General features: G+C 47.7%; 9 protein-coding genes. 3 read left to right on the top strand and 6 right to left on the bottom strand.

Annotated features, from left to right (window positions below):
- Positions 1–35: 35 nt before the first annotated feature.
- The 6 genes from BLS69_RS18700 to BLS69_RS18725 all read right to left on the bottom strand — a co-directional run bounded on the left by BLS69_RS18700 (position 36) and on the right by BLS69_RS18725 (position 10033).
- Positions 36–2369: a helix-turn-helix domain-containing protein gene (locus BLS69_RS18700; RefSeq protein ID WP_091034409.1), complete on the bottom strand. Its 2334-nt coding sequence runs from the start codon at positions 2367–2369 to the stop codon at positions 36–38.
- 55 nt (positions 2370–2424) lie between these two features.
- Positions 2425–4515 carry an alpha-amylase family protein gene (locus BLS69_RS18705; RefSeq protein ID WP_091034411.1) on the bottom strand — a complete coding sequence of 697 codons (2091 nt, stop codon included), beginning with the start codon at positions 4513–4515 and terminating at the stop codon, positions 2425–2427.
- A gap of 10 nt (positions 4516–4525) precedes the next feature.
- Entirely contained in the window at positions 4526–6058 is a 1533-nt protein-coding gene (locus BLS69_RS18710) for an extracellular solute-binding protein (RefSeq protein ID WP_091034414.1), read from the bottom strand.
- An 80-nt stretch (positions 6059–6138) separates the two neighbouring features.
- Positions 6139–7020 (bottom strand): carbohydrate ABC transporter permease, encoded by an 882-nt coding sequence (locus BLS69_RS18715; RefSeq protein ID WP_091034417.1) that lies wholly within the window; start codon positions 7018–7020, stop codon positions 6139–6141.
- Positions 7021–7060: 40 nt separating this feature from the next.
- Positions 7061–8014: an ABC transporter permease gene (locus BLS69_RS18720; RefSeq protein ID WP_091034419.1), complete on the bottom strand. Its 954-nt coding sequence runs from the start codon at positions 8012–8014 to the stop codon at positions 7061–7063.
- Positions 8015–8017: 3 nt separating this feature from the next.
- On the bottom strand, positions 8018–10033 hold the full coding sequence (locus BLS69_RS18725; protein WP_176872777.1) for a family 10 glycosylhydrolase: 2016 nt from the start codon (positions 10031–10033) through the stop codon (positions 8018–8020).
- 277 nt (positions 10034–10310) lie between these two features.
- Here BLS69_RS18725 and BLS69_RS18730 point away from each other — a divergent pair, with 277 nt between their 5' ends.
- From BLS69_RS18730 to BLS69_RS18740, 3 genes are read left to right on the top strand one after another with little or no spacing between them, the layout of a single operon-like run.
- Positions 10311–11432, top strand: a complete 1122-nt coding sequence (locus BLS69_RS18730; protein ID WP_091034424.1) for a GerAB/ArcD/ProY family transporter — start codon at positions 10311–10313, stop codon at positions 11430–11432.
- Complete coding sequence (locus tag BLS69_RS18735) at positions 11404–12906, top strand: spore germination protein (protein WP_091034427.1); 1503 nt, start codon at positions 11404–11406, stop codon at positions 12904–12906. The genes BLS69_RS18730 and BLS69_RS18735 overlap by 29 nt, the downstream gene beginning before the upstream one ends.
- Positions 12903–14066 carry a Ger(x)C family spore germination protein gene (locus BLS69_RS18740; protein ID WP_091034429.1) on the top strand — a complete coding sequence of 388 codons (1164 nt, stop codon included), beginning with the start codon at positions 12903–12905 and terminating at the stop codon, positions 14064–14066. Before BLS69_RS18735 ends, BLS69_RS18740 begins: the two co-directional genes overlap by 4 nt.
- The last annotated feature ends 27 nt before the right edge of the window (positions 14067–14093 follow it).

Genomic DNA, 14093 nt, shown 5'->3' on the forward strand with positions numbered 1-14093 from the left:
TTTCGTACCCCGCCGTCTATCTTTTGTCTCCAAATCTAGCGAACCGACATGCGGTATTGGTTCGGGGACATATGAACGAAACGTTGAAACGCACGGTTCAAATTACGTTCAGAATAGCCTACCTTTTCAGCAATTTCTGTAATGGTACAATCGGTGTCCTTTAGCAATTGCTTTGCTTTTTGCACTTTCATATTCATCAGATATTCGATAAAGGATACTCCCATCTCCTTCTTGAAAAGCCTGCTCAGATAGGAGGGGCTGACGTTCACGAGTTCCGCACAATCCGAGAGGGATTGGACACCTTCAGGTTGAAAGTTAAGGTGCTCGCATACACGCTGCACAATATGACGGGATGAATGTGTACGGAGGTCTTGACTGATCTCTATGCATAGCGGAAACAACACACCAATAAACCAATCATGCATCTCTCGTGACGTCTGATTTTCCTGCAACTGATCGAACAAGTTGCCACCAAGACGTTCAAGCATGCCTGGCCCTTTGGTTTCCATATATTGAATAATGGCCGACAACAGCATGTGGTAGCCCTGGATCATGATTGTATACGATTCGGAACCACGGACCCTTTTGGAAAACCTGTGAAGTACATCTTCAGCTTCGGAAAGGGTGCCATTCCATAATGACTCCATCATCTCCGTCTCCATCTCTCGTGGATACATAAACACTTGATTTCGCTCGATCGCTACAATATCTTCGTAAAACAGGACATTCTCCGCATCGTCAAACAATCGGTATTGCAGCGCAAGCTGTGCTTCCCTGAACGACTCTGCTACAGTTTCAAGTTGAACTGAACGGCCCACACCAACCGTACCAGAGAAGGAGAGGTACTGATTCAGAGCATCATGAATATCCTCTGCATAGCGACATACCCTCTGCCTTATATCAACAGAAGACATCTCTGCATCAAAGTGTAATATCGCTACCGAGTCACTATCATTTTTATCCACCACGTATCCTTTAAGATCATCATTCTGACTGAGCAGTTCATCCATTACATTTTTCAAAGCGAAAACAATGACAGGACCTTCACTTGGTAAAAAACGTTTCTTCTTCACCAGATTCTCTACTTTCACCACCAGCACAATGTACTGTCCTTCGGTTGAAACATCATGTCTGGCGCATTCCTCAGCAAACGGAGTGCCTCTCCATGAACCGCTGAATTGCAAGAGCTTCTGAAAGAAACGATCACGCAAATCAGGTTGTATGCCCTCAATATAACGATTAAGCTTCTCCGTCTGGTCGTTGAGATAACTAAGTGAAGACCTGATATATTCAATTTCGTTCCCTTGGGGAGTTGACTCCTGCCCATTTCTGCGCAGATGTTCTCCGTAACGCAGCAACTGTTGAATTGGATTATAGGCCAGCCGTGAGCTGAACCAGGTAAGCAGTAATCCAACGAACACAAAGATCGACACACAGATCAGGATTAATACGCGAATCCAGTTCAACTGGGCAATCATCTCCCGCTCCGGCAACTGGGACACATAGGTTCTTCCCATTGATGCCCCCACATAAGCCACAAGTTCGTTACCCTGCTCTCCCTTCAGTACGTCATGCGCTGACCTTTCCCTCCCCTCCAGATACGCAATCTGCTGTAATATGGCATCATCAGACGCCGCTGTACCAATCGCCTTGGGTCCGTCTGTATGCAAAATAATTCGCTGATCTGAATTCAAGATCGCCAGGGACTGATCTTCCAGACTAACGGAATAACTTCGTAGCAGACTTCGCAATGCCTGTTCTTTCATCTGCAGAATGATCACCCCACTGGGTGGCCCCTGACCCATGATCGGCAGTTGTCTGACATAGGAGATATAACCCGCCTCTCCGGACCCTGGCAGATACATCCATCCTGCCCCTTGGCTTCCTTCAAGCGCGACCTTCATATCCTGCTTCTCTCGGTAATCTACCAACGGGACCAATCCATAATAATGGGATAAAACCATATCCGTTTTGCCGTCAAAATAGATCATTTCTTCAATAAGATTATTGGTGTTTTTGTGAAGTTGAAACATCTCCAGCAGATCCAGATGCAGAAAGTAATCGCTCTCATAATTGGCATTCCCCAGTGCATTACGCATCAGGGGACCACTGGCGAGCTGCATCGATTCATGCTCAATATTGGACAGAATGTTCTCGACCCGGTCTTTGAGCAAATTAAGAGAGGCCATGTTGTTATCCTGAAACTGACCGGTCAACTTGATCATAGAAAAATGATAATAAGCACTTCCGGCAAGCACCACCGGAATGACCACCGACATGCAGCCCAGCCAGATCAGCCTTTTCAAATACCCATTCGTTGCGAACCAGCGATCCAATATGGATTGGACGGTATGCATGATACGTCTCATGGATTCCCCCCCCGTGTGCTGCCTTATGCTCATTACCCTCAACTATTAGGGTTCATTATATCAAGAGCGGTATGCGGATACACTCCCAAACATCAAGTCGGGGAACGTTTATTTTCAATTCACCTTCAACCCATTGCGTTTTCAGAAGATTTTCGGTAATTAAGGCTTCCGCTTCTCCTGCAGGACTCCCCTCACCAGAGCCCACCGTAATCTCAATATCCTGGAGCGGAAGGACGGAAGACAATGGTCTGCGTCCTGCTCCGTTGACCAGATGAATAAGCAGCTCGTCGTCTTTGCGAAAAACCGTTAATTGTAGTCCCGGAATTGCTGTCACAGATACCGTTGCCTTTCCATCCAGCAGAAGGTCTACGGCGTTAGCAAAGAGTCTGAAATGTTCCTCCAGCTTAAATTCCTGGATTAGACTGCTAAGCGAAAAAGGTAAATAACACGCCTTCCCTCCTCCAAGTGTACGAAGCAGTGCCAGCGGCAGATCCGTCTGCTTCACAGCCAGTGAAGCACGTTCAGGAGGTGCGCCGACACTTTCCAAAGGAGAAAATGGAGGCACCAATGTTGCCAATACCTGTACGTCTGTATCAATCGGTTGGCAGTACATTACCTTGCCGCGATGGGGGATAAGTTCGGTCTCTTCCAATTCACGCTGCAATGGGTTCGTGCCCTTAGGTGTGTCTATGCCTACAAGTGCCGAAGATTCGAAGCGCAAATAAGAAGCGAATAAATACTCACTCTCCTGCATTTCCCCGGTAATACCGAACAGATCAGCCATAAGGGACTTGCTCTGCTTTTCTTCCACGGGCAACTGCCCTTCTGCAAACACACTGCCTCCTTGACTCACATATTCATGTAACGTTTTTGCAAAATCAGGCGGATACGTGCATCCTTCAGGCAAAAGAATGACCTGGTACCGATGCAAATCCACGCTTGCCAACTGTTCCGGCAGAATCACATCAAACGGAATTTGCTTATGAATCAGCGCTTCAGCCAGACCTTCTGCAGAACGGTCTGCATTCCACAGTAATGCTACCTGACATACCGGCTGTGCACCGTCCATATATGAAGCAAGTTTTGCCGCATCCGTGTTGACTTCCCTCACTGTACGCAAGATTCGCTTATCCGTAATTGTATCCGGAATTCCGGTCAGGGAGTGCCAGAGTTGGCCTCCATTGGCCGGGATCTGCGAGAGCCAGAACCGGTACTCGGCTGGTGGAAGCCCCGTGTGGCGCCAGTCCATCCCCGGACAGGAATGAATGATGCCGAAGGGATCTGGACGTCCAGGAACGGAGCGCCCCACTTTGATACTAAGCGCCGGCTGCCAAAATTCCGGTATACGTGTATGTCCCAGTGACAGGACATCCTGTGGCTCCGTGCAGAGCATATCCGTAATGGAAACCCTCTTCTCCAGATGATCCCGGTGCAGATTATAGTACAGAATCATTGGTACTTCAGGTCGGACAGTCTTAATCTCCTGATACATCCGTCCCAGATTATCATCGAAGCAACGTGCAGCAAAATCGGGCTCGAGCTCGGCAGACGTTCCAGGCAGATCCGCACCATATAGACCTCTATATTTCTCCTGACATTTGGAGCATTGGCAGAAGACATATCCGGGGGCGTTAAAGAAAACACCGTCGATCTCATAACGTTCCAGCGCCTCCCGAATGACTGGAACAGCCAATTCCTCGTTCCGATAACCCCCGTTAATGCAGGTCGACATGAGAAGCGGCCAATGACCCGGGCGTGTAGCCCCAATAATATCCGGTTGCCCTCCTTCCTTACGTGCAAACCATTGGGGCCGCTGCAGATAGACGGAGTCCTCTGCCTTGCTGAAATCAAAGCGGGCGATAAATCGAATTCCCCGCTGATGACAACTGTCGATCAACTCCCGCAGCAGATCACTGTCTCGGGACAAATAGCCATTATGCACATGAAAATTCACTTGGGATGAATACCAGGCATAGATCCCACCGGTATTGAACACCATCGCATTGGCGCCCATCTCCATGATCTGATCCGCAAGTTTTTCGGGATTAATCTTTGCCGTATCCTTGACCTGCATATTGGGCTGGATGATGCTTAGCGGCTGCTGCCACCATGGACGATGTTCCTGCTCGGTTATTGGGCTCTTCATCGTTTCTCCTCTATTCCGTTATTGTAGGTTGATTGAATTGATCGTACGCTTTGGCCATTTCCTGGTACGCCTGCTTGATGTCAGGCTGATTATTCAATTTGTCTACATAGGCTCTGAGTTGTTCCACACTGGTTTGACCGACAATCGTCCGGGTTAGCATGGAACTGTATTCGTCTGCGTATTTAGGCCACGTTTCTCTCCATGCTTCTGAAGTGATGACTCGATAGAAATCAATCTTGCCTATCTCATCAAAGTTCTCGACTTCCTTGATTTTGGCATCATTATAAGCCTTGTCACCAGAAGCACTGATCACCTTGCCCCATTTGGCGTAAGCGAGCACTCCCGCCCCTTTGCTGGTCGTATTCACTTCCTTAACTCCCTGTTCCGTCAGAACCTTCTGACCGTCCTGTTCCGTATAATGAACACCTTCAATTCCATAGTAAGAGAAATCTGTCATCTCCTGAGAAGCCGTCATGTCAAAATACTTCAGAAGCTGCTTCACCTTTTCTTCCGGCACCTTTTTCGAAATATAAAATCCACCAGCTACGCCGGTTTCCAGCCCGACTGCTGCATCTCCATGAGGACCTGTCAGGGACAGATTCAGAATCTTCGCATCCGGTTGGCCTGATTTCTTCATGGCCTGCTCCCATTCGTGATCCCACCAGATTGGACGTCCATAGGAAGCGGCCCGATTGGTCTTGAAGAGTTCCTCAGCCTGGCTTTCTTTCATGACGGCATACTCTTTCGATAACAATCCATCCGCATACAATTCACGGAACCACTCAATCATCTCGATATACTGAGATGTTAAGCCGGGGCTCATCAACCCGCCGTCATTATCATAGGTGGGATTATAAGCTCCGAATCCCGCCTGGAACATTGCTGGTGGATTGTTGATGAACAATAAGCCGACGGTATCCTTATTCCCGTTGCCATCCATGTCACTATCTACAATCTTTTTCAAGACTTCCCTATACTCTTCGAATGTCTTGGGAATCGGCAGGTTCAGCTTCTTCAGCCAGTCCTCCCGAATCTTCAGCCCTCCATCAATACGAGAGCGGGAACGCGGCACCGCATAGATTCCTCCATCGACTGTCAGATACTTCAGGGCATCGGGTGCAAGATTCTCCTTCAGATTCGGATATTCGCTGAGGTCTCCAAGGAACGGCGTCAAATCCCAGAACGCACCATTTTGAATGGCAGTAATCAGAGTTGGACGAATCTGATTCTGGTAGGCTACCACTTCGGGCAGGTCACCCGACGCGAGCAGCAGATCCAGCTTCGTATCCAGATCTCCAGAGGGTACCCATTCGATATCCAACTTGGCATTCGTTCGTTTCTCCCATTCGGTCCAGTATTCATTGTCCATATCAGGAATCTCATTGTATAAGCCTGCAAAAATCTTGATATTCAGCGTCTCATCTCCCCCAGATTCCCCTATACCTGGATTAGTGGCTTCTCCCGATCCACTGCACCCGGCAAGCATGGAAACGGTCAAAAGAATGCAGAGCCAAGTCGTCCATCGTTTATTGAGCTTTTGCATTGTTATTTCCTCCCCTAAAACCTTTTAGTAAGCGTTTGCATATTTATTGATAAACATTTTGTTTATTCACTTTGTAACCGTCACCCTTTGACCGAACCAATCATGACCCCTTTGGCAAAGTGCTTCTGTAAAAATGGATATACGATCAGGATCGGTACCATCGCCAGTACAATGGAAGCCATTCGAATCGTCTCCTGCGGCACAACACTTTCGTCACTGGCTCCCGCCTGAGCCACGGCGACCGAATTCGAATCGATTACAAGAGTTTTGATGAGTAACTGAAGCGTCCATTTGCTAGAATCGGATAGATAGATGAGTGCATTGAAATAGGCGTTCCAGTGTCCCACTGCGAAGAACAGCATAAACGTCGCGATGGCTGGCATCGATAACGGGATTATGATGCGGATGAAGGCCGTCAGGTCACTGCATCCGTCAATCTGTGCCGCATCCTCCAATTCGGAGGGCAGCGATTCGAGAAAGCTTTTAATCACAATCAGGCTCCATGCATTCGTCAGTCCAGGCAGAATCATGGACCAATATGAGTTCAACAGCCCCAATTCCTTAACAAGCAAGTAGTTGGGAATAATGCCGGCACTGAACACCAAGGTGAAAATGACCAGCCCCATGATCCACTTATGACCGGGCAACGACTTCTTCGTTAAACCATAGGCCATCGTGAAGGATACGATAATATTCAGTATGGTGCCAACCACCGTAATAAACAATGTGCTTTTGAAAGCGTTCAGGAAGCTATTCGTTGATAAAATGTAACGATACGACTCCAGCGACCATTTTTCCGGAAAAAGATAAAACTTCAGCGGCACATACACTTTCGGATCGGTAAACGATACGCTGAACACGTACAGAAACGGGAAAATGCAGGCTAGCGAGATCAAGGCAACCAGGCTGTAATTGATCCAGTCAAAGAGTGTCAGACCTTTTTTCTGCACAACAAAGCTCATTTCTTATCCTCCTGTCCAAAAAGAACAACGACCCTCCGGGTTAATAGATTCCCTCGTGTCCAAGTCTTTTCACAATTTTGTTGGCAGCCACAATCAGGAACAATCCGACCAGACCTTTGAACAGTCCTACGGTAACTCCGATGCTGATCTTGCCTTGCAAAATGCCGTACGTGTAGGAATACGTATCGAATACCTCCCCTACCGAGCGCACCAAGGGGTTCATCATCAGCAGGATCTGTTCAAAACCGGTATCCGCCATGCTCCCAAGGCGTAGAATGAGCAAAATGATAATTGTTGGCCGAATGGCTGGCAAGGTAATATGCCAGATCTGCCGGAAACGTCCGGCCCCATCCACAACCGCTGCTTCGTAACGCTGAGGATCGACCCCCGCCATCGCAGCAAGGAAAATGATTGTCCCCCAACCGGCTTCCTTCCACATGCTTTGGGCGGTAAGTAAACCCCAAAAATAATTCGGTTCGGATAAAAACGAAATCGTGTCTTTCCCACTCTGCGCAATCAGTTTGTTCACAATGCCAACGTCGGTGGAGAGCAGGAAAAACGTCATGCTTGCAACAACAACCCATGACAGAAAATGCGGTAAATATACAATGGATTGATTGATGCGTTTGAACGTCTCATGCCGGATTTCATTCAGCATCAGTGCCATCAGGATCGGCAGTGGGAAATGGAACACCAGCGCGATCAGATTGATGGCGAGTGTATTGCGCAGCATGATATAGAAGTTGGAACTGCCAAACAGTTCATTGAAATGCTTAAATCCCACCCATTCACTGCTCGTAAATCCAAGGAATGGATTGTAATCCTGAAAGGCGAGAAGCAGTCCCCAGAGGGGAACAACTTTGAATAATAAGAAGTACAACAGCCCCGGCAAAATGAGTAAATAAATCATCCGGTGTTTGTACATGCGCGATAGCAGACTGCCGGATTCCAACTTGCCACTTGAGCGGCTTATTGTCTTTAACTGGGTGTTCATCGGCTACATCACCTCTCTCTTCGAGGCATGATCCATGCCAATTACAATGGCCTCATACCGTGCCAACATAGGGAGGCTAATCCTTGTTACACTTGCCTCTCTCTTGATGGGAACAGCTTTGGACGAACACAGGGAGTACGCATGTATGGATGTGCCGATGTTGTTAAGTTCAATTGCAAGGTCATATAACGGTAACGCTTCCATATATGTCGTGCCATTGAAACCGGACAAGTTCAATAGCTGAACCAACAGGTTGCCATCTTCCATTTGGTTCAGGAACAGCTCTACACTGGCTGGAAGGTCTGTTCTCAATGAGCGTTCTCCAATGAACCGATCGAGTATATCCGTCACTGCATGTTTGTGATCTTCGAAACCGTGTTTGTAATACAACGCACCTGGATTCCAACCGTAATAGATGCCTGCCCCACGATCAACATATTGGGTGATCCCCAATCCGTAACTCTCTCCCATCTGATGACCATAGGCCCGCTCCGGTGGACCAAAAGAGGCTGGTTCGATATAAGGCATATATCGCTCCGTATGCGATGGATTGAACTGCATCCGCGAAAAACCGCCGCTGACCGTAATCCAATCCCGATCCTTCAGACTTGGAAAGAGATCGTTGTCACCTACATGCAAGTAGGCGGCAGGCAGCATATCTACATCCCCTGAGTGGACAACCCCAAACCATTCCTGCAAACATTCCGTATCATTCTTGAAGGCATTGCCTGTAGCAAGCAGCGCTACTCCCTGACTTTGCACTTCTTTTAATGCTTCTAATGTTAGTGGTTCAGGACGTTGCATCCCGGGCAAGATGACTACTTTCACTGCGGCGAGTTTATGCGCCATGGCTGCAATCCGTTCTTCCACGATGACATCAAACAGTATGTGGGCTTCTTTTAACATTTTGAACAATCCTAGATATTCCCTTCCCGCCCCAGCCGCGGACGGTTTGATCAAAATCACTTCTGCCATGGAAGCGAGATGCCCATAGATATGTTCATGGTCTGCATGATAGCGGAAGATACGCTGTGCCACGGGAAAGTTCCTTCGATCCGGATATCCCTCAAATGCCCCAATGACACAGAAGTCCAGCCCTGATCCGTTCGCGATATTCTGAAGTAACCGCACTTCAGTCTCATACGGAGAAACACCTGTGAACCGGTAGGTCAGGTCGATGGCATTGATGCTGCAATTGCTGATCAGCTTGTTATCCCAACTCTGTACGACAGAAGCTACATTTTCAGAAGCAGAGTACTGCCATAAAGGTAAGGCACGGGTAAGTGATGTGTTGGATTCCTTGCGAATGATATCGATCTGGTGAGGATGGTAGGTGCTGATTGCCACATGAGGCCAGCGGGATTTAACCAAGTCATGAATTTTGCTCAGAATCTCTCTGGAAGTGACCTCCTGAAACTGAAGATACGCTGCATGCAGCTCATGCTCAGGGCCTGTATAGTCCAGTAGCTCACTCCCGCAGATCTCTTTGAAACGACGCTGACAATTGTCACAGTAACAAGGACCATAATAGTTACCACTGTAATCCCAGTGCTGATAACCAAACATATTGAAGAAAATGCCGTCCACCGGATACTTCTCCAAGACTTCCGTGATGGTTTCGAGCGATTTTTCCTGCTGATACGCACTGTTCAGACACGTATGCACAATGCCATAATAATTCACTTCTTGTCCTTCACGATCACGATAAAACCATTCCGGATGTGCTTCAAAAAGCGATTCATGAGCTTTGCTGAAATCAAAACGGGCGACAAACTTCATATCCAGCTCATGCGCCTTAGTGACGGCTTCCTGTAGCACATCCGCATGAAGATAAGGTGTGACGTATTGGTGCTCCAATGTGGAAGGATAGAAGGCAAAGATGCCTCCCGCATTCATCATCAACACATTGGCTTGAAACTCCTGAAGTTCTTTCATCAACAGGTCCACATTCATCCCCGCATCGATCTCACGGAGATTGTTCTGAATCAGGCGAAGCTGGTTCGAAGACCACCAGTTCATTCGCATCGTCCTCCTCTTGTCTGCGATGTACTTTAACCGTATACCTTGGATGACAGGCACAGTAGGGACATTTTTTGCAGAAATCGGTTAGGAAATATATGTCTGTTCTACAGAGCCAATGAACAGTATGAAGGCATACACGCCAGATATGGCAGACAATAATTGTCCGTTTGCTACTTTGTTGAGTTTTTTGATTCAAAAAAACTGAAAAAGGAATCAACTTCCTGTATGCTGTACAACCTAACGGAAACTTCCTTCATTGGAAAGGAGGATTCCCATGAGTCGTGAAAAAGGTCAAATTACCATTTGGTTGTCCTTTTCCATCATTTTATTAAGTGCCGGACTAGTCTGCCATGTCTTGTCCATTCCAGCAATTCTCGAAGCGGGCGGCAGAGATGGATGGTTGTCTGTTGTAGCCGCCGCTCCATTGTTCATGTTGTTCCTATGTATGATGTATATCATCATTCGGCGAGTACGTGGACAGCGATTAACAGATTGGATTACCCGAGAATTCGGGGCGGTACCTTCCTGGATCTTCCGGATCTCCGCTTCCATTCTGCTATTCACGCTTGGCACACATACGTTGTATGAGACAACCAACTGGACCGTATCCACGTATCTTCAATTCACACCTCCTTATGTTCTGGCAGGTGGTGGAGCACTGGTTGCTGCGTGGGCAGCGGCTAAAGGCATACGCTCCATTGCGATGACTTCCAGTCTGCTGCTGCCCTTTGTCATTTTGCTTGGTTATTTTGTAATGTCCGCCAATATGAAATACAAAGACTACAGTCTATTGTTCCCGATTATGGAGAACGGCATGGGTCCCGTGTGGCGGGGCATGATCTACTCCTTAGCCGGTCTTATGGAAATCTGGATTCTTATGTTATTCCAACATGAAGTCAAAGGCAAAATTCGTTGGTGGTATGTTCTGATCCTAGGCGTGTTTATGCTCAGTATGGCGATAGGACCAACGATCGGAGCCATCGTGGAATTTGGTCCCGAGGAAGCAGCAAAACAACGAAACAGTCCCTATGAGCAATGGAAACTTGTGAATATAGGTAAACTGTTGCAACACGTTGATTTTCTGTCCATCTATCAGTGGCTTAGTGGTTCCTTTGCAAGGGTGGCCATATCCATGTATCTCATCGTGGATCTGCTGAATTTCCGCAGACCGAAGAAACGATATATCGCCATCCTTACCATTACCGTCATCATGAGCTTCATGGCGATGCAATGGTGGCGCATTGATTACGTCGACTATTACGTGGATCATATTCAGTTCCCGGTCATGCTCGCTTATGTATCCATCGTTACCGTAATATTGACCATTGCCGCATTAATCCATAAAAAGGACAAGGAGGCTCCCGATCATGCCGATCTCAACCCAGCCCAAGAATAATCCTGACGTTGAACCGTTCCGAATGAACGAGCATAACCTGAATACCTTTTTTGCCGGATCTGATGATGTCATCATCAATAGTCATATGATCGGAGAACCTCCGATGCAACTCCTTATGACCTATTGCAGCGGTATGGTAGATAGTGAAGCGATCTACGATATTATTCTCCCGGAACTCAAACGAACATATGAAAATACACACTTTATCCGTACATCCGACATTGAAAAGTGCATCAGCCTGGATTGGACCCGAATGGATCTGCAAGATCCGGCATTTGGAACTGAACTGATGTCTCTCCGTGTTTTTGAAGGCCATATGTTGATCTGTATTCCTTCCCTGCAAACCATGTGGAGTATTGATATATCTAACATCCCTACTCGAACACCGGAGGAATCAACCACCGAAGTTTCGATTCGTGGGGCAAGAGATGGGTTCATCGAACCACTTGCAGTCAATGTTGCCTTGATACGCACCCGTCTGCGTACGAACCAACTGGCCTGTAATATCGAACTGATCGGTACACGTTCTGCAACCAAGGTGGCATTGATGTATATCAAGAATATCGCCAATCCGGAGCTGATCGAAGACGTCCAGGATCGGTTGCGTAAGATTGAGACGGAACGCATCTTGACCGCCAATGAACTGGAAGAATTGCTGTCGCCTTCGAAGATTACTTTGTTTCCCGTCACCCATTATACGGGCAGGCCTGACTTTGCTGCAGAATGTCTCCTGAACGGACGTTTTATCCTCATTGTAGACGGCAATCCCAGCGCCATTATTGGGCCAGTCAATCTGTTTCTTTTGCTCAAATCACCGGAGGATGCCAGCTTTCCCTTCTTGCCTGTGAACGTAGGACGGATGCTGCGCTTTCTTGGCCTGATGATCACCGTATTCCTGCCTGGCTTTTATATTGCGCTGACATCCTTTCATATGGATCAGATCCCCTTTCCTCTAGTCGCGACGATATCGGTTGGACGCATGGGACTTCCAATGGAATCGGGAGTGGAGATGTTTCTCATTATGCTGCTAATGGAGCTGTTCCGAGAGGCGGGGGTACGTTTACCAAGTGCCATCGGCCAGACATTAACGGTCGTTGGAGGTCTGATTATCGGAGATTCCGCCATTCGAGCCGGCATGGTCTCTCCCCTCATGATTGTCATTATCGCAGTTACCGTCGTAGCTGGAGCAACCATTGTGAATCAGGTCATGACCAGTTCTGTGCTGATCCTGCGGTTCCTTTGTTTTGTCTTGGGGGCATCCCTCGGCATCTATGGGTTCATCCTGTCGTTGATTCTGTTCCTCATCTACCTGACTGATCTCAAATCATTTGGCATTCCGTATCTCACGCCGTTAACACCGCTTCATTTCAAACAAGCGATAGCTTCATTATTCAAACTGCCAAAGGGGTTAGGTAAACGAAGACCCGTCTATCTTGAGACTCAAGAACCGCGTAAGAAAGGAAACGGACGATGAAACACTTGTTACAGCGATGTTTGCTGGGTCTGTTAAGCCTATCGATGTGCGTGATGACAAGCGGATGCTGGAGTGCCTTTGAGATTCAACAGGTGGACTACGCCAAAGCCTTTGGGATTGATTATAAGGACGGCATGTACCACCTGTATGTACAAACGCTGGATTTTGCCAGTGTCGCCAAAAGTGAAAGTTCGACCAAAAGTGCAGATACACCGCCTGTATGGGTCGGACATGCCGAAGGGAAAACCATGAGTCTGGCGCTGAACGAGCTGTTCCGCACGGCTCAATTACACATGGCTTGGGGGCATGTGACAGCCATCGTTATGGCCGAAGGTGTGCTGACTAGCAAACATATCAAAGAAGTGTTCGACATGCTGGGACGATTTCCAGAATCCCGTTATACAACCTGGGTGTACGGAACACGAGAGCCTCTGGAGAAAATTCTGAGTGCAACGTCCATGTATAATATGTCGCCACTGGACAGCATTCTTCACAACCCGCTCCCGACGTACATGGAAGAATCGTTGTATCCGCCTGTGCTTAGCTTTAAACTCATTGCAACACATAATGATCCGGCTACCACGACGTATCTGCCGAGTCTTGCATTGAACAATACCCAGTGGGCTGAGAATGAGAAGAAACATGATTTGTTTCTGGTGGAAGGGGCCTTTTTTGAGAAGACTGGCTATGACTTTGAATACTTTCCACGCAGTCAGCTTCCCGGTTATCACTGGCTAATCAAGGACATGCGGCGGGCCCCCCTACTAGTTCAGAAGGATGGAACGATCTACGGGGCACTGAGTGTAGGATTGCCAAAGATCAAAATTAAACCTGTCATTCATGGGGAAGAGGTCAAGTTCAACATTGACGCCCACTACCTCACCGCCCTGTACGAATACCTGGTGCCCACCTCTTATGAAGAGATGATCCAGATCAGTGAAGTGAAGTTGCGGGAGCAGATCATGCAGACCTATCGTCACGGCCTTGAGCGTGGTGTGGATATTTACGGTCTTCAGGAGAAGCTGTATCGCAAAAATCCGAAACTCTGGCGTAAGTTATCCAACAATGACAGCAAGATGATGCTTACCGAAGACTCGATTCAAGATCTGAAAATCCACCTCACCATCCCGTATACAGGGAAATATAAACGGAAAGTATAGGAAACGCGTAAAACACCCCTTGTCCGT

The sequence above is a fragment of the Paenibacillus sp. CF095 genome (genome assembly GCF_900101225.1).
In the GTDB taxonomy this organism is placed as follows: Bacteria; Bacillota; Bacilli; order Paenibacillales; family Paenibacillaceae; genus Paenibacillus.